The 17788-nt window shown below is 61.8% G+C and carries 14 protein-coding genes; 5 read left to right on the forward strand and 9 right to left on the reverse strand.

Annotated elements, in window-relative coordinates; genetic code table 11:
• Window positions 1-34: 34 nt before the first annotated feature.
• From AB8B20_RS28730 to AB8B20_RS28750, 5 genes are all read left to right on the forward strand, one after another.
• Window positions 35-1621 carry an ABC transporter substrate-binding protein gene (locus AB8B20_RS28730; protein WP_439070584.1) on the forward strand — a complete coding sequence of 529 codons (1587 nt, stop codon included), beginning with the start codon at window positions 35-37 and terminating at the stop codon, window positions 1619-1621.
• 101 nt (window positions 1622-1722) lie between these two features.
• Entirely contained in the window at window positions 1723-3309 is a 1587-nt protein-coding gene (locus AB8B20_RS28735) for an ABC transporter substrate-binding protein (protein ID WP_439070585.1), read from the forward strand.
• On the forward strand, window positions 3306-4328 hold the full coding sequence (locus AB8B20_RS28740) for an ABC transporter permease (protein ID WP_439070586.1): 1023 nt from the start codon (window positions 3306-3308) through the stop codon (window positions 4326-4328). The genes AB8B20_RS28735 and AB8B20_RS28740 overlap by 4 nt, the downstream gene beginning before the upstream one ends.
• 13 nt (window positions 4329-4341) lie before the next feature.
• The gene (locus tag AB8B20_RS28745) at window positions 4342-5172 is read left to right on the forward strand and encodes an ABC transporter permease (protein WP_439070587.1); all 831 of its coding nucleotides are present in this window, start codon (window positions 4342-4344) and stop codon (window positions 5170-5172) included.
• A gap of 5 nt (window positions 5173-5177) precedes the next feature.
• Window positions 5178-6833: a dipeptide ABC transporter ATP-binding protein gene (locus tag AB8B20_RS28750; protein WP_439070588.1), complete on the forward strand. Its 1656-nt coding sequence runs from the start codon at window positions 5178-5180 to the stop codon at window positions 6831-6833.
• A gap of 59 nt (window positions 6834-6892) precedes the next feature.
• Here AB8B20_RS28750 and AB8B20_RS28755 read toward each other — a convergent pair whose 3' ends face one another.
• The 9 genes from AB8B20_RS28755 to AB8B20_RS28795 form a co-directional block, all read right to left on the reverse strand.
• A complete protein-coding gene (locus tag AB8B20_RS28755) occupies window positions 6893-7870 on the reverse strand; it encodes a Bug family tripartite tricarboxylate transporter substrate binding protein (RefSeq protein ID WP_231077759.1) in 978 nt (325 codons plus the stop codon).
• Window positions 7871-8045: 175 nt separating this feature from the next.
• Complete coding sequence (gene nikE / locus AB8B20_RS28760; protein WP_439070589.1) at window positions 8046-9728, reverse strand: nickel ABC transporter ATP-binding protein NikE; 1683 nt, start codon at window positions 9726-9728, stop codon at window positions 8046-8048.
• Window positions 9728-10576 carry an ABC transporter permease gene (locus AB8B20_RS28765; RefSeq protein WP_089268018.1) on the reverse strand — a complete coding sequence of 283 codons (849 nt, stop codon included), beginning with the start codon at window positions 10574-10576 and terminating at the stop codon, window positions 9728-9730. Before AB8B20_RS28765 ends, nikE begins: the two co-directional genes overlap by 1 nt.
• Window positions 10573-11604, reverse strand: a complete 1032-nt coding sequence (locus AB8B20_RS28770) for an ABC transporter permease (RefSeq protein WP_170849808.1) — start codon at window positions 11602-11604, stop codon at window positions 10573-10575. The genes AB8B20_RS28765 and AB8B20_RS28770 overlap by 4 nt, the downstream gene beginning before the upstream one ends.
• Before the next feature lie 112 nt (window positions 11605-11716).
• The gene (locus AB8B20_RS28775) at window positions 11717-13333 is read right to left on the reverse strand and encodes an ABC transporter substrate-binding protein (RefSeq protein WP_439070590.1); all 1617 of its coding nucleotides are present in this window, start codon (window positions 13331-13333) and stop codon (window positions 11717-11719) included.
• A gap of 149 nt (window positions 13334-13482) precedes the next feature.
• The gene (locus AB8B20_RS28780) at window positions 13483-14913 is read right to left on the reverse strand and encodes an NAD(P)-binding domain-containing protein (RefSeq protein ID WP_439070591.1); all 1431 of its coding nucleotides are present in this window, start codon (window positions 14911-14913) and stop codon (window positions 13483-13485) included.
• Window positions 14910-15668, reverse strand: a complete 759-nt coding sequence (locus AB8B20_RS28785) for an SDR family oxidoreductase (RefSeq protein WP_439070592.1) — start codon at window positions 15666-15668, stop codon at window positions 14910-14912. The genes AB8B20_RS28780 and AB8B20_RS28785 overlap by 4 nt, the downstream gene beginning before the upstream one ends.
• Before the next feature lie 4 nt (window positions 15669-15672).
• A complete protein-coding gene (locus tag AB8B20_RS28790) occupies window positions 15673-16647 on the reverse strand; it encodes an NAD-dependent epimerase/dehydratase family protein (RefSeq protein ID WP_439070593.1) in 975 nt (324 codons plus the stop codon).
• 230 nt (window positions 16648-16877) lie between these two features.
• Window positions 16878-17768 carry a LysR family transcriptional regulator gene (locus AB8B20_RS28795; protein ID WP_092149293.1) on the reverse strand — a complete coding sequence of 297 codons (891 nt, stop codon included), beginning with the start codon at window positions 17766-17768 and terminating at the stop codon, window positions 16878-16880.
• Between the last annotated feature and the right edge of the window lie 20 nt (window positions 17769-17788).

The following is a 17788-nucleotide window of genomic DNA, read 5'->3' on the forward strand; positions in this document are numbered from 1 at the left end:
ACGCTTTAAATATCTTTGCTACAAAGGAATTAAGATGAACAGACGTGAATTCGCGAAGCTATTGGGTTTGAGTGCGACTGCGCTTTCGGGAATTCCTCTCGGCGTCACCCGCGCCGTCGGTCAGACCAAGGGCGGCACGCTCAATACGATCATCCAGCCCGAGCCGCCGATCCTGGTGACGGCGCTTAACCAGCAGCAGCCGACACTGACGCTGGGCGGCAAGATCTATGAGAGCCTGCTCCGCTATGGCTCCGATCTCAAGCCGCTGCCTGGTCTCGCTGAGTCCTGGACCGTTTCACCCGATGGCCTCGTCTATACGTTCAAGCTGTTTCCAGGCATCACCTTCCATGACGGCAAGCCGCTGACCTCGGAAGACGTGGTGTTCTCGGTGACCAAGGTCCTCGTCGAAACGCATGCGCGTGCGCGCGGCACCTTCCTGCGCATCGACAAGGCCGAAGCGCCCGATCCACTCACAGTGGTGTTCACGCTGAAGGCGCCGTTCGCGCCGTTCCTCAATTCGTTCGATTGCACCACCGCGCCGATCGTGCCGAAACACATCTATGACGGCACCGATTTCCGTAAGAACCCTGCCAATGCGCAGGCGATCGGCTCGGGCCCGTTCAAGCTCAAGGAATGGGTCAAGGGCTCGCATGTCCATCTCGTCAAACACGAGGGCTATTACCGCAAGGGCGAGCCGCATCTCGACGAGATCATCTATCGCGTGATTCCGGACGGCGCATCGCGCGCCGTCGCGCTCGAACAGGGCAAGGTCCAGTTGACGCAGTGGACTGACGTCGAACTGTTCGACGTCGCGCGTCTATCGAAGCTGCCCAATGTCGAAATGACCACCAAGGGCTACGAGTTCTTCGCGCCGCATTTCTGGCTGGAGTTCAATCTTCGCGTCAAGCCGATGGACGACAAGCGTTTTCGTCAGGCGGTCATGTTCGCGGTCGATCGCAAGGCGCTGCTGCAACGCGTGTTCTTCAATCTCGGGAAGGTGGCGACCGGACCCGTTTCGTCGAAGACCCGGTTCTACGAAAAAGATGTTAAGCAGTACGACTACTCGCTGGACAAGGCGAAAGCCCTGCTCGACGAGATGGGCCTGAAGCCCGGAGCCGACGGCAAGCGCGTCAGCATCAAATTCCTGGTTCCGCCCTATGGCGAAATCTGGCAGCGCTCGGCCGAATTCTTCAAGCAATCGCTCGGTCGTGTCGGCATCGATCTGCAACTGGAAAATCTCGATCTCGCCGGCTGGGCCGAGCGCACCAGCAACTGGAATTACGAGATGACCTGTAATCTGCTTTACCAGTTCGGCGATCCGGCACTGGGCGTGTCGCGCAGTTACATCACGGCGAATATCCGCAAGGGTATTCTGTTCTCAAATATCGCGGGCTATTCCAATCCGGAAGTAGACCGGCTATTCGAGGAAGCCGCCGTGGCGACCTCTGACGCAAAACGTCAGGAACTCTACACGGCCGTGCAGAAAATTGTCGTAGAAGAAGTCCCGATCGCATGGATGGTCGAGCAAGACTTCCCCAACTTCATCGACAAGCGGTTGAAGAACGTCATCACCACCGGCATCGGTGTGCACGAGACTTTTGGAGCCGTGACGCTCGGTTGAAGCCGAAGTTACTGATAGTCACTTGATGGCTTGGCTGTAGCCGGACGTGCAAGCGTCCGGCTACAGCCACTGTCAGGCGTCAATGTTTAAAGGAAGAGGCTATGAATAGACGTGAATTCGCGAAGCTGATGGGCGTGAGCGCGGTTGCGCTCTCGGGTATCCCCCTCGGCATCACCCGTGCCGCTGGCCAGACCAAGGGCGGCACGCTGAACACGATCATTCAGCCAGAGCCTCCGATCCTCGTCACGGCACTGAACCAGCAGCAGCCGACGCTGACACTGGGCGGCAAGATTTATGAGAGCCTGCTGCGCTACAGCCCTGACCTCAAGCCGATGCCGGGTCTCGCACAGTCGTGGGAAGTGTCGCCGGACGGCCTGACTTATACATTCAAACTGTTCCCCGGCATTACCTTTCATGACGGCAAGCCGCTGACGGCTGACGACGTCATCTTCTCGATGACCAAGCTGCTGCCGGAGACTCATGCACGGGCGCGCGGCATTTACTCGCGCATCGAAAAGGCCGATGCGCCGGATCCGCTCACCGTGGTGTTCAAGCTGAAGTCGACCTTTGCCCCGTTCCTGACCGCGCTCGACTGCACGACGGGTCCGATCGTGCCGAAGCATATCTATGACGGCACGGAATATCGCAAGAACCCGGCCAATGCACAGGCGATCGGCTCAGGCCCGTTCAAGCTCAAGGAATGGGTGAAGGGCTCGCACGTTCATCTCGTCAAACACGAAGGCTACTACCGCAAGGATCAGCCGTATCTCGACGAAATCATCTACCGCATCATTCCCGACTCGGCGTCACGCGCCGTTGCGCTGGAGCAGGGCAAGATTCAGCTGACGCAGTGGAACGACATCGAAATGTTCGATGTGGCGCGGCTGTCGAAGCTGCCGAATTTTGAGATGACCACCAAGGGCTACGAATATTTCGCACCGCATCAGTGGCTCGAGCTCAACAACCGCATTAAGCCAATGGACGACAAGCGTTTCCGTCAGGCCATTGCCTATGCGCTCGATCTGAAATCGATGGCACAGCGCGTTTACTTCGGTCTGCCCAAGGTTGCGACCGGTCCGGTGTCGTCGGCGACCAGGTTCTACGAGAAGGACGTCAAGCGTTACGATTACTCGCTGGACAAGGCGAAGACGCTGCTCGACGAGATGGGGCTCAAGCCGGGTGCCGGCGGCAAACGCGTCACCATCAAGTATCTCACCCCACCCTATGGTGAAATCTATCAGCGCGCGGCCGAGTTCATTCGTCAGTCGCTCGGCCGCGTCGGCATCGATGTGCAGATCGAGAACACCGACGTCGGTGGCTGGGCGGAGAAGTTCAGCAACTGGGACTACGAGATGACCGGCAATCTGGTCTATCAGTTCGGCGATCCCGCGCTCGGCGTGTCGCGCACCTACATCTCGTCGAACATCAAGAAGGGCATCCTGTTCTCGAATACGGCAGGCTATTCCAATCCGGAAGTCGACCGTCTGTTCGAAGAGGCTGCAACCTCGACCTCCGAGGCCAAGCGTCAGGAGCTCTACAGCCAGGTGCAGAAGATCCTGGTCGAGGACGTCCCGGTGGTCTGGATGTTCGAGCAGGCTTATCCCACCTTCATCGACAAGCGCCTCAAGAACGTGACTACAACAGCGATCGGCGTGCATGAATCGTTCAGCGACGTGAGCTTCGGATGACGGCGGTGTCGGTCGATGCAAAAGGCGGTCGCGTTTTCGCGGTCGCCCTCGCGCTCGCGGGATGGATTGTCAAATTCGTCGCGGTCGTTCTGGTCATTGCGACCTTCAACTTCATTCTCGTTCATGCCGCACCTGGCGATCCCGCGCAGGTCATCGCCGGCCAGAGCGGCGCATCGGATGAAAAGCTTCTGGAGCAGCTGCGCGCTGAATATGGGCTCGACAAGCCCTATCCGATTCAGCTCGCCACCTATCTGAAGCGCGTCGTGACGCTCGACCTTGGTTATTCCTATCGGCAGCAGCGGACCGTCGCATCGCTCATTCTCGAGCGTCTGCCGGCAACACTGCTGCTGACGGCGACGGCTTTCAGCCTCGCGCTTCTGTCAGGCATCATTCTCGGCACGCTGGCCGGTGTCCGCGCCGGCAAGTGGTCTGACACGGTGCTGACCGTCGTGTCGTTGCTGCTTTATGCAACGCCGGTGTTCTGGCTTGGCCTGATGCTGGTTTTGCTGTTTTCGGTGCAGCTTGACTGGTTGCCGGCGTTTGGTTACGTGACCATCGGTGTGCCGATGACCGCCCTGCAGCGCATGGTCGACATCGGTTGGCATTTGATCCTGCCGGCGGTGTCACTCGCGGCCGTCTATCTCGCGATCTACACCCGCCTGATGCGCTCGTCGGTGCTGGACGTAACCCATCAGGACTTTATCAAGACCGCCAAGGCCAAAGGCCTGAAGCAGGGCCGTATCATCATTCGCCACATCCTGCGCAATGCGATGCTGCCGATTGTCACCGTCGCTGGCATGCAGGCCGGTGCGCTGGTTGGCGGTGCGGTGGTGATCGAGACCGTGTTCGCCTGGCCGGGTCTCGGCCGTCTCATCTATGACGCGCTGTTGCAGCGCGACTATCCGGTGTTGCTGGGCGTGTTCCTGGTGATGTCGGTGATCGTGATTGCGCTCAATCTTCTCACCGATGCGATCTACCGGGTGATCGATCCACGCGTCTCCGTGCGTGCGGCATCGTGAACGGGATTATATGATGTCTACGCTCAAATCGTTTCTCCGTCATCCCACCGGGATGATTGGTCTGATCGTCCTCCTCGCGGTGGTCCTCCTCGCGGTGACGGCTCCGTGGCTGTTTCCTGACGATCCCTGGGACATGGTCGGCGCGCCGTTCCAGCCGCCGTTCAGCGAAGGGCTCTGGCTCGGCTCCGATATGCTCGGCCGTGACGTCGCTGCCGGCATCGCGTATGGTGCGCGCATCTCGTTGATCATCGGCGTCATCTCGACACTGACCTCGCTGGTCATCGGCGTCACCATCGGCGCAACCGCCGGCTATTTCGGCGGCAAGGTCGATGAGGTGATGATGCGTATCACCGAGCTGTTCCAGACCATCCCGGGCTTCATTCTCGCCATCTTGCTGGTCGCGACCATCGGGCCGAGGATCTCTAATATCATCTTTGCCATCGGCATTGTCAGCTGGCCGCCGCTGGCACGCCTGACGCGCGCCGAGTTCATGCGGCTGCGCGGGCGTGAGTTCGTTCAGGCTGCGGTCTGCCAGGGCCAGCGTCCGCTGACCGTGGTGCTGCGCCGCATCCTGCCGAACGCGATCTCGCCGATTATCGTCACCGGATCGCTTGCGGTCGCTAGCGCCATCCTGATCGAGAGCGCCTTGAGCTTCATGGGTCTCGGCGATCCCAATCTGATGTCGTGGGGCTTCATGATCGGCGCCGCGCGCACCGTGATCCGGCAGGCGTGGTGGATGAGCGTGTTTCCCGGTCTCGCCATCCTGCTCACGGTGCTCGCCATCAATCTCGTGGGTGAAGGCCTAAACGACACGCTGAACCCCCGCATCTCACGCAAGCGATAGTATTCATGACCGACAAAACACTGCTTGCCATTGAGAACGTCTCCATCAGCCTGCCGCCGGGTGCTGATCGTCCTTTCGCAATCGAAGACGTGTCGCTCACCGTCAACCGCAACGAAATCGTCTGTCTCGTCGGCGAGTCCGGCTCCGGCAAGTCGATGACCGCACATGCGATCCTGCGACTGCTGCCGGACCGGACGGGGGTTGCGCAGGGCAGCATCAGCTTCAACGACAATGACATCGCCAAGGCCGATGAGCCCACGATGCGCAAGCTACGCGGCGGCGCCATTTCGATGATCTTCCAGGAGCCGCTCAGCGCGCTCAATCCGCTGGCCCGTGTCGGCCAGCAGATTGCGGAATCGATCATCACACACACCAAGCCGATGCCGTCCAAGGAGGCGGTGGATGCGCGCGTGCAGGAACTGATCCGCGACGTCGGCCTGCCGGATCCGGTGGCGCTTGCGCGCAGCTTTCCGTTCCAGCTCTCGGGTGGCCAGCGCCAGCGCATCATGATCGCCATGGCGATGGCCAACAATCCGGCGTTGCTCCTGGCCGACGAGCCGACCACGGCGCTCGACGTCACCACACAGAAGCAGATTCTCGCGCTGGTGAAGAAGCTGCAGTCGGAGCGCGGCATGGGCGTGCTGCTGATCACCCACGATTTTGGCGTCGTTGCCGATGTCGCTGATCGCGTCGTGGTCATGCGCAACGGCCGTGTCGTTGAGCAGGGCACCGTCGACGAGGTGCTGCGTAATCCGAAGGACGATTACACCAAGAGCCTGATCGCCGCCGTCCCCGGCGCGCGCTCGCTGACTAAAGCCGATCGCAAGATCACCGGTGAGCCGTTGCTCGATGCGGTCGGGCTGAACAAGACTTTCATCACCAAGCAGGGCATGTTCCTGCCGCCGCGCCGGACCGATGCAGTACAGAATATCTCGCTCGGCCTGAAGGCGCGCGAGACGGTGGCCATCGTCGGCGAGTCCGGCTCGGGCAAGTCAACGCTGGGTCGGCTGATCATGCGGCTGATCGAGCCTGACACGGGCTCGGTTCATTTCGATGGCAAGGATCTGCTGTCACAGCGCGGCGAGCGGCTGCGTCAGATGCGCCGCAAGATTCAGATTGTGTTCCAGGATCCCTTCGCTGCGCTCGATCCGCGGCAGAAGGTCGGCGACGCGATTGCCGGCGGCCCGATTGCCTATGGCACGCCCTCGAAGGAAGCCATGGCCGATGCCAAGCGTCTGTTGGCTCGCGTTGGCCTGCAGGAGAGCGCGGCCAATCGCTATCCGCACGAATTCTCCGGCGGTCAGCGCCAGCGCATCTGTATCGCCCGTGCGCTGGCCCTGAAGCCTTCGGTTCTGGTCGCGGATGAAGCCGTCTCGGCGCTCGACGTGTCGGTGCAGGCGCAGGTGCTGCAGCTTCTCGCCGAACTGCGCGAGGAGATGAACCTCGCCATGATCTTCATCACCCATGACTTGCGCGTCGCCGCTGAAATCGCCGACCGCATCGTGGTGATGCGCCGCGGCGAGATCGTTGAACAGGGCGAAACGCAGAAGATTTTCCAGAACCCGAGCGACGCCTATACGCGCGCGCTGCTGGATGCGATCCCCGGCCGAGCGATGTTCGCCGGTCCAGGCGCCAGGCAGGCGGAAGTCGCTTCCGCATAAAAAGAGCCCGCCAGACGCAGGTCATCTGCGTCTGGCGGGCTTTCGTCAATCCGCTCAGATCAGTCCAGCTTCACATTGGCTTCGGTCACGACCTTGCGCCAGCGCGCCACCTCGGCCGACACCATCTTGCCGAAGTCGGCACCGGCCACATCGGGCACATCGGAGCCGTTGCGTTCCCACGCTTCCTTGATCGCCGGCACTTGCAATGCAGCTTTCAATTCCTTCGCCATGCGCTCGACCACGTCGGGCGGCGTGCCCTTGGGGGCGAACAGCCCGTACCAGGTGGCGACTTCATAGTTTGGCAAACCGGCTTCCGCCGCGGTCGGCAGATCGGGGAAGGCTGCCACGCGCTTCGGAGCTGCGATCGCCAGCGCGCGCAGTTGGCCGGCGCGGATTGGCGCAGCCGATGAGCCAAGACCATCGAACACCACCGGCACGTGACCCGCGATGAGGTCCTGCATGGCCGGTCCGGCGCCGCGATAGGGCACGTGCTGGATCTTGGTCTGGGTCAGGATCTTGAACAGCTCGCCGGCGAGGTGATGCGTCGTGCCGGCGCCGGCCGAACCATAAGAGAGCTTGTCCGGGTTGGCCTTCGCATAGGCGATGAATTCACCCAGTGTCTTGGCGGCGACCTTGTCTGGATTGACCACGATAACCTGCGGTGGTCGTGCGATCAGCGCCACCGGGATGAAGTCTTTCTCGATGTCATAATCGAGGGTGGGATAGAGCGACGGGGCGATCGCGTGATGCGCGGCGCCCATGAAGAAGGTGTAGCCGTCAGGCGCCGCCTTGGCAGCCGCCGAAGCGCCTACCGTGCCCCCGGCACCGGCGCGGTTTTCGATGATGACGCGCTTGCCGAGCTGGGTGTCGAGCTGCGCCGCCAGCGGCCGCGCAAAGGCATCGGTGCCGCCGCCGGCAGCGAAGGGAACGATGAAGGTGACTTGTTTCTGCGGCCACTGGGCGTGCGCGCCGGTCGTGATCGCAGAACAGCTCGCCATGACGGCAAGCAAGGCAACGTGAACGGCTTTGATCCGCACGGAATCCTCCCGATTTTATTGCGTCATTGGGGACGCTTGGTCTTATGTTCTGCGAGATAAGGCACGGATGCAAGGTATCCGGCGCCGGTACAACTCACACTATAGTCGGTATGGTTACGCCAATGGAACCGGACAAGGCCGACAGTTGGGGCCTTTCGCCGCTGGCCACCCGCGGCTAGGCGCCGGCGGCCATTTTTTCCGCGGCGATCATCTCGATATGCGGAACTGCATCGACGAGCTCGCGGGTATAGGAGGTTTTCGGGCTGTCGAACAGCTGATGACTCTCGCCTTCTTCGACGATGGCGCCGTTGCGCAGCACGATGGTCCGCTGACACATCATGCGCACGACGTTGAGATCGTGGCTGACGAACAGGAAGGCGAGATTGTCTTCGCGGCGCAACCGGTCAAGGAGCTGCAACACCACGGCCTGAACGGAGACGTCGAGCGCGGCCGTCGGCTCGTCCAGCACCAGAAGCTTCGGCCGGCAGGCAATCGCGCGCGCGATGCCGATGCGGGCTTTCTGGCCGCCCGACAGCTGGTGCGGAAACCGTTCCAGCAGATTGGCAGGCAGGCCGACGCGGTGAGCGCATTCGCCGACGCGCTGGCGCAACGCCGCTCCATTGCGCATGCCGAGCAAGCGGATCAGCGGATGCGCGATACAGTCGAAGGCGTTGAAACGCGGATTAAGGCTGTCGTTCGGGTCCTGGAAGACGATCTGGATCTCGCGGCGCTGCGGCGCCCGGTGGAATTCGCGCGCGGGAATATGGCTGATTGACTGCCCATTGAAATTGATGATGCCTTCGGTCTGATCGAGCAAACGGCAGATCATGCGCGAGGTCGTGCTCTTGCCGGAGCCGGATTCGCCGACAAGTCCAACGCTTTCGCCAGGCGCAATCGCCATCGAGAAATTTGCGACACCAACAGTGCCGTCGTCGAAACGTTTGACGAGATCGAGAACTTCCAGCAGCGGCGGCGCGCCATGCGCCGGCTTTGGCGGCGGAGCGAGGGGGACGGCCGGTACCAGCAACTTCTCGTCGTCGGTCACGAGATCCTCGACCCGCGAGGTCGCGGTTGGCGACGCTGCGACGAGCCGCTTGGTGTAGGGATGCTGCGGCGACCGGAACAGCGTCAAGGCGTCGGCCTCCTCAACCAGTCTGCCCTGTTCCATCACCACGACGCGGCGGCAATAGCGGGCGGCGAGGCCGAGATCGTGGGTGATGAGGATCGTCGCCATGCCCCGCTCGGCGGCGATGCTGGCGAGGAGATCCATCACCACCTTCTGCGTGGTGACGTCGAGGCCGGTGGTCGGTTCGTCGGCAATTAGTAGTGCCGGATTGCTGGATATCGCCATGGCGATCATGACCCGTTGGCACATGCCGCCCGAGAGTTCGTGCGGATAGGCGTTCATCCGCTTTTCGGGATCGCGGATTTTCACGGCGCGCAGCAGTTCGAGCGATTCTGCGCGGGCCTCCCATGCGGAGATCTTGCGATGTGCCAGAATGGCATCGGCGATCTGCTGGCCGATCGCGCGGATCGGATTGAGCGCCCCGCGCGGATTCTGGAAGATCATCGCCATGGCGGCGCCGTGCATCTCGCGTAGGCCGGCACTGCTCATCTTGGTGATCTCGCGATCACGGAAGGTGATGCGTCCGCCCGTGATCTTGCCGGAGGCGTCGAGCAGGCGCGTTGTCGCAAATCCTGTCACGGATTTACCGGAGCCACTCTCGCCGACGATGCCCAGTGTCTCGCCCTCGGCAAGCGAGAGCGAGATTCCGCGCACAGCCTCGACCGGACCGCGGCGTGTTGAAAAGGTGACCTGAAGATTCTCGATATCGAGCAGCGGTTTTGGTGTCGTCATCACGTTCGCTGTCTCGGATCAAGAATATCACGCAGCCCGTCGCCGAGCAGATTGAAGCACAGCACAGCCAGCATCAGCGCCAGGCCGGGAAACGCGACCAGCCACCATTTGCCGGTGGAGATGAAACGCGCGCCTTCAGCGACCATAATGCCCCATTCAGGCGTCGGCGGCTTGACGCCGAGCCCGATGAACGAGAGGCCGGCAGCATTGATGATGGCCCAGCCGAGATTGAGCGACATCTGCACTACCATCGCAGGCAGCACATTGGGCAACAGAAAGCGCAGCACCACCGAGACATGGCTGTCGCCGCAAGCGCGAGCGGCCTCGACCCAGCCCAGGTTGCGGCGGACGTTCACTTCGGCACGTGCAAAGCGAATGTAGAACGGCAGGTTGATGATGGCGGTGGCGATGACAATGTTCTCGACGCGGTTGCCGAGTGCGGCGACCATCGCCATGGCCAGTACGAAGAGCGGGAACGCCATCAGCACATCGACGAAACGGCCGACGGCGCGATCGAGCTTGCCGCCTGAATAGCCGCAGAGGGCGCCGATGACAGCGCCCAGCGCGAAGGAGATGCCAACGGCGGAGACTGCAATAGCTAGATCGAGTTGTGCGGCGACGATGATGCGGCTGAACACATCGCGGCCAAGCTGATCGGTGCCGGCCCAATGCGCAGCACTCGGCGGCATCAGGGCGTTCTGAACGTTTGACGCGATGGGATCATAGGGCACGATCCACGGACCGAAGATGCCGACAAAGATTAGCAGCGATGCGCCTATGGCGGCGATGCCGGTGATGGGGTTGCCGCGGAGGATGAACGCGGCGTGTTGAAGTGTTGCGCTGCTCATCCGATGGAAATCCTGGGATCGGCGATGCCATAGAGCACATCGACGACGAGATTGACGATAACGAAGACCGAGGCCATCAACAGCACGAAACCCTGCACCGGTGCGTAGTCCGACGACAGCAGCGCATCGAGCGCGTAGGAGGCGACGCCGGGCCAGGAAAACACTTTCTCCACCAGCACATTGGCGCCGAGCATGGTCGAGAACACGATGCCGGCAATGGTGATGACAGGCAGGATCGCATTACGCAGCGCATAGGTGACGATGATGCGCCACCATGACAGGCCGACAGAACGCGCGGTGCGAACGAAGTCGCTGCCGAGCGAGGCCAGCATCGAGGCGCGGGTGATACGCGCCAACGGGGCGATCACAAACAGCGCCATGGTGCAGGCCGGCAGGATCAATTGCTTGAACGCGGCCCACCAGCCATCGAAGTCGCCGGCGAGCGCAAAGTCGATCAACAGGAAGCCGGTATGTGCTGGCGGCAGCGTCGTGAAGATATCGACGCGCCCGGTCGGATCGGGCGACACGCCGAACAGATAATAGAAGATATAGATCAGCAGCAGGCCCGACACGAAGGTCGGGACACAGACCCCGAGCGCGCAGAAGAGCCTCACGCCGTGATCGACCAGCGATCCTGGTTTCAGCGCTGCAAGGACACCCAGCGGGATTGCAAGAACAAGTGCGATCAGAAGTGCCGAGAAGGTGAGTTCGAGGGAGGCCGGCAGGCGCTCACGCAAGTCCTTTGTGACGTTCTGGCCTGTCATCAGCGAACGGCCAAGATTGCCGCGGCCGACATCATACAGATAAAGGAACAGTTGCTGTGGCACGGGCTTGTCGAGACCCATCTGTTTGCGGATGGTCTCGATCTCTTCCTTGCCGGAGTTGGGTCCCGAGGCAAAGAACACGGCGGGATCGCCCGGCAAGACGCGCATCAGCAGGAAGGTGAAGATCAGCACGCCGAACAACGCAGGCAAAGAGGATGCGAAGCGTCGCGCTGCGCGGATAGCCGTTGCGCCCAGTGTCGTCATGATCGGTTACTCGAAGCCAAGGGCAGCTCGCTGCAGTTAAGGTCGCAAGCTGCGTAGATCCAAAGCGCCGCTGAGGGGCGCTTCGGGATTCGCTCGCATGGTGCTCGGAAAATCACTTCCGGCTGAGGTCGCGGTAATCGACCTGGCGATGGAACTGATAGGTGTAGCCCGTCAGGTTCGAGGCCATCACCGCGTCCTGGCTCGGCTGCCACAGCGGAATCTGGGGCATCAGGTCGAAGTTCATCGCGTTCAGCACCTTGCCGTCGGCTTCGTACTTGGCCTTGTCAGCCTCGAAACGAGCCTTCTGCGCGACCGCGGTCAGCTCGGCATTGTCGATAGAACTGTAGTTCCAGCGTTGATTGCCGGTGTAGAAGTTGCGGTAGAAGTAGTCGGTCGACGGCAGCCAGGCGACGATGCCCTCGGTGAAGAAGGGCAGCTTCTTCTCGGTGATCTGAGTCGACATCTGCGCATCCGGCAGCTTCTGGATATCGACCTTGATGCCGATCTTGGCGAGCGATTCCTTCAGCAGTGCAGCCATCGGCTCAGCCGTGGCCGACTGGCCGACATTGAAGCTGAACGTGGTCGAGAAACCGTCCGGATAGCCTGCGGCCTTCAGATAGGCCTTGGCCTTTTCGAGGTCGAGCTTGATCGGTTGCTTGATCGGAAATGCACCGCTCGGCGGCTTGCCATCGGCCCATGTCGCGCCGGCCAGCAAATCCCCGCGGCTGAAGAGTGCCGCCTTGAACATGTCGTCATAAGGCAGCGCATAGGCCACGGCGCGACGCACGTCCGGCTTGTCGAAGGGAGCCATCTGGTTGTTCATCGAGATGAAGGTGATGGCGTTATACTGCGGCGTCGAGATCACCTGCAGCTTGCCCTTGGCCTCTAATGCCTGCGCGTCGCTGGCCTGCAGATCGATGACGATATCGGCGTCACCTTTTTCAACCAGGTTGGCGCGCGTTGCCGGTTCCGGCACCGACTGGATGATCAGGCGCTTGAAGAAGGCCTGCTTGTCGCCGGCGGCACGATTCCAGGCGTCGTTGCGCTTGAGGATGACCTGCTCGCCGGGCTTGAAGGTCTCGACGATATAGGCGCCGGATCCGGCGGTGTTTTCCTTGAGCCAGGCCTGTGCCCACGGATCTTCCTCGGTGGCGTGGGCCTTGGCGAGTTTCGAATTGATGATGATCGGATAGACGGTTGCGAGGTTTGGCAGCGCCAGTTTGTCCGGCTTCGGCAGTGTTACTTCGAATGTCGTGGGATCGATCACCTTGAACTGGCTGGCATCGGTGAGCGAACCGGTCAGTAGCTGCGCCTTGCCGAGGATCTTGGCGGTGACGGCGCGGTCGAGCGACCACTTCACGTCCTCGGCCGTGACCGGCGAGCCGTCCTGGAATTTCGCATCGCTGCGTAGCTTGAAGGTGATCTTCAGGCCATCCGGGCTGACCGTGTAGGACTCCGCGAGTTCGCCGCGGATGGTGTCGAGATCAAACACCCATTTGCCATTCAGCTGCTTGCGGCCGAACGACACCAGACGATCATAGGTCGAGAGGCTGACAGCGAAGGCTTCGCGGGTCGAGCCGGGAATATTGGGATCGAGCGTGTTGACGGCGGCGCCGGTCACGTAACGCAGCGTCTCGGCGCGGGTCTGCGCCTTGGCAGGAACGGCAGCGGTGAAAAATGCCAGCGCTGCGGCGGCGCCGAGCATCTGCTTGGAATAGATCAGTCCCATAACCCTATCCTCTGAATTCGACGGAAACTCTGAACGGACCCGTCAGTGCCTGACCTGTCGAGCGACGCATCCACTGAAGCAAGGAACGCGCCAAAAGATGGTCGATAGGTGCCAAGCGGAGAACTTCCCCGTCGGGATAATTTGGTCCATTAGCTTTTTGCCGCAGCTTCCGTCGCCCTTGCAATGGTCACTTGTGGAACGTCGTAAGCCTCGAACGCGGTCCAGTATCGCTCGATATCCGCGCGGAACAAGCCGCGCGTCAGGCCATGCACCAGTTTCGGGATCGCGGTGGTCATCGCATTGATCGATGACCCCGACGGGCCGAAGCTCATGGTGGACGCAATTGCGAAAAGATGGATGTCGGCGATCCACGGCGTGGTGCCGGGAACGCGTTCCATCAGCGCGTAATCATCGCCGAGATATGGAAAACGGCCGAGGCGCGGGCTGAACTCGGTATCCGGCGGCTGGTGGCGATCAGACCAGATCGCGATATTGCCGGCGCAGCTCTGTAGCTCACGACGGCCTGCGAAATCCATGTCGATTCCGGTTCCGCAGATCACGAAGTCTGCAGTGAAGGTACCCTGTGGCGTCTGCAATGTAACTTGGTTGCCTATTTTTTGTGCCGACTGAATGGGCGCGTTTTCGTGGAGATGGAAGCCGGCATGCCGTGCACAGCGATCCCAGGTCGGCTGTGGGAAGCCTTCGCGCAAATCCATGAGCCGGCGCATGAAGCGCCAGCGCCAGGCATCGTCGAGTTCGCTGAAGTGACGCAGCAACCCGCGGAAGGTTAGCCAGTGGTAGGGCTGCACGATCTGGATTTCCGCGCGGCGGCACAACAGGTGCACCTCAGCGCCGGCTTCGAGCGCGGTTGCCGCATTGTCGAAGGCGGATGCGCCGGCGCCGATCACGGCGACGGTCTTGCCGCGCAGAGCTTCGAAATCGATATCCGCGGATGCATTCACGCAAAGCGATGATGGCAGGTGCTGGAGTTGCTCCGGGATCATCCAGTCGCCCATGCCTTCCTGTCCGGTCGCCAGCAGCACCTTGCGCGCATGGATGGTTTCGATGCCGCCGGCGCTTTGTACGGTTGCTGCAAGCAAGCCGTTGGCGGCAGGCCCAATGTCCAGGACCTCGCAGCCATTGCGTACAGGCACGCCGGTAATGCGCCTGAACCACAGCAGATAGTCCGCCCAGTGTCCGCGCAGGATGCGATCGAGCGCCTGCCAGTGATCCTTCCCGAACATGGCTTCGTGCCATGACTGATAGGTGAGAGCGGGGATATCGAGATCAGGGCCGGTGAAGTGTTTGGGACTGCGCAGCGTCGGCATGCGGGCGTAGGTGAGCCAGGGGCCTTCGCGGCCTTCTGCGCTTTTGTCGACAACGAGTATATTGGTGACCTGCGATCGTAGCAGGCCAAAGGCCGCTGTGACGCCGCCCTGGCCGGCGCCGACGATCAGCACGTCCAGCGCGGCTGTGCCGTCCGGCGCGGATTTCGGCTGCAGCCACGGCATGTTCGGATGGGCGATCTTGTGGAGATCGGCGCGGACCTGCGCTTCCAGCGCTGCGAGAGCGTCGCTCATGCTGCGAGCCATCCGCCATCGACCGGCATGACCGTGCCGGTCGTGAACGAGGATGCATCGCTCGCCAGATGCAGCGCGGTCTGCGCGACTTCCTCGGCCAGACCGAACCGCTTCATGGCGTGACGATTGCGCGAAGCATCGCGCACGGGGGCGGGGTCCGCATGGCGCGCGAAACTGCGGCGCAGCAGCGGCGTGTCGATAGCGCCCGGCGCGATCGCATTGACGCGAATGCCATCAGTCGCGAAATCCACCGCCATGGTGCGCGTCAGGCTGATGATCGCGCCTTTCGCCGCGATATAGGCGCTATTGCCCTTGCCGCCGGCAATGGCCAATTGCGAGGCCAGCGTGATGATCGATCCCTTGCCCTGCTTTTGCATCTGCGGAATGGCCGCGCGCGCCCATAGCCAGGTGCCGCCGACATTGGTGCGAAACACGGCGTCCCAATCTTCTGGCGCTGTGGTCACCACGGTGCCGCCGCAGGAAAAGCCGGCCGAGGTCATCAACACGTCGAGCTGACCGCGCCGCGCGACGATCTCCCCGACCACGGTCTGCGCAAAATCGCCGTCGCCGACATCGCCGACATGCATCGATGCCTCGTTTGCATTAGGCAGCATCGCCAGTGTTTCTTTCAGGCCGGCCTCGTCGCGATCGACCAGTGCGACAAACGCGCCTTCCTGTGCGAACAGCACGGCACTGGCCTGGCCGATGCCGGAGCCCCCGCCGGTGATGATTGCTGTACGTCCCTGAAGTCTCATGTCATCACCCTATGCTGTGCCGCGCCGACCAGTCGATCAGATCCGCGGCTGAGTCGGCGCAGCCGAATTTGGCGCGCCATCCGAATTCCTGCTCCAATCGCGCGACCGATAGCGGTGCCCTGTCGCTGTCACTGTGCAGATCGATGGTTGGGGTTTCGCCGACGCTGGCCAGGCGGCAAACAAAGCCCGGATTGGATTCTGCCAATTGTTGGCCCCATTCCAGCGCTGACCACGGCGTGGCGGTTGAGATGTTGTAGAGGCGATGCTGCGTCTTCGGCGCCTCGATCAGCAAAGTCATGGCATCGGCGACATCAGGCGCATAGATCCAGTCCCGCACGCCGGAACGGACCAGAATGGCGGCGCTCTGCTTCGCGTGCGCCGTGAAAATCTGCATCAGCGGGCTGAGCGTATCCCGTACGCCTGTTGCACGCTCCCATGGTCCAAACACGGCGCTGAGCCGCACGCTGATGAAATCGGTCTGCCAGAGCGCGGCGAGGCGCGCGGCGACTTTTTCCGATGCAAATTTGGTGATCGCGTAGAGCGAGACGGGATCGCAGGGCAGTTCTTCATCGAGCAGGGGATATTTAAACGCCGAGGCGCCGTAGGCGCCGGCGGACGACAGATTGATCACGCGTTTGACGCCATTGCGGCGTGCTGCCGCGAGGATCGGCGTTTGCGCCATCAGGTTGACTTGCAGGACGTTTTCCGGGTCGGCGGCATCGCGCTCTGTGCTTGCCGTGATCGCAGCGCCGAGAACAATGGCATCGAAGCCGGCCGCGATGACACTGTCGATCAATGTCCGGTCGAGCACATCGCCGATGATCACCGAAAGCCTATCTCCATAGTCAGCGAAGGCACGTTGGGCCGCCGGTGGCAGGCCCGAACGGTCGAACAGGGTCACCACATGGCCGCGCTTCAACAGGGCTTCTGCGATATTCAATCCGACAAAGCCGGTGCCGCCAAAAACGAGAATCTTCATCGATCAACCTGTGAACCGCGAGGCGGTCCTTCGTCCCTGTTTGGACCATCGCGCTCGATGCCCCAAGCACGTTTTGCAGGCGTGTGGCGCACAGTTGAGTGGCAGTCGGAAGCAATAATTTGACGCAGCCTGAGCTTGTCGCATCTTGTGACTGATGTCACTCGCCGGCGAATTTTCGGCAATGGCCGCTTTCGCGATTGCCGTCCGCCATTCCTCCGGCAAGGACGGCATCAACGGCCGCGCAGCAACGCACGATCGTCGCGCGCGCAGGCCGTGATGAATTCCAGCACGGCGCGCACCGACGGCTGATCGACGAGGTCCGGATGGGCCAGCAGCCAGATGTCTGAGAGGCTGGCCAGCTTCTGCGGTGCGACGCGGACCAGATCCGGATGGGCGTCGCCGACGATGCATGACAGCACGCAGATGCCGATCCCTGCGCGGACCGCTGCGAGCATGTCGGCCTGCGACGAGCAGCGGATGGCGACGGTGGCGTCCTTGGTGATGTGGTCGCTCCAGCGTCCGAGTTCGGAATTCGACGATTTGTCGGCGAAGCCGATGACAGTGTGGTCCTTCCAAGCGGCCCGCTGTTCGGGCAGCGGGCATCGCGCTGCGTAATCGCGCGAGGCGTAGAAGCCAACGCCGAGCTTGGCAATTTTCCGCCCGGTGAGATTTTCGTCGCCGGTCTGATACAGCCGGAGCACGATGTCGGCCTCGCGCTTGCGCACGCTGACCGGGAAGGGATGCGTCACCAGCTGGATCTCGACATGCGGATGCTGGCGGATGAAGGCGCCGATATGCGGCATCAGCCAGAAATTCGCGAGCGTCGGCCCGATGGACACCTTGACCACGCCGCGTGCGCTCTGGCCCGACGCGCCGGCGGCGGCTTCCGCTTTCAGCGCGGCCTCGGCCATCGCTTTGGTGCTCTCATGAAAGCGCCGGCCACGCGCCGTCAGCACCAGCCCTTCGTCGGAGCGCACGAACAGCTTGGTGCCAAGTTGCTTCTCCAGCGCCGCGACCTCGCGGCTGACGGTCGGGTGGCTGGTGCGCAACTGCCTGGACGCGCCGAGATAGCTTCCGGCGTCGACCACGGCATTGAAGGTGCGACAGAGATCCCAGTCCATGTGATCAAATCCGGAAGGCG

This window comes from Tardiphaga sp. 866_E4_N1_4, from assembly GCF_052076075.1.
GTDB lineage: Bacteria > Pseudomonadota > Alphaproteobacteria > Rhizobiales > Xanthobacteraceae > Tardiphaga > Tardiphaga robiniae.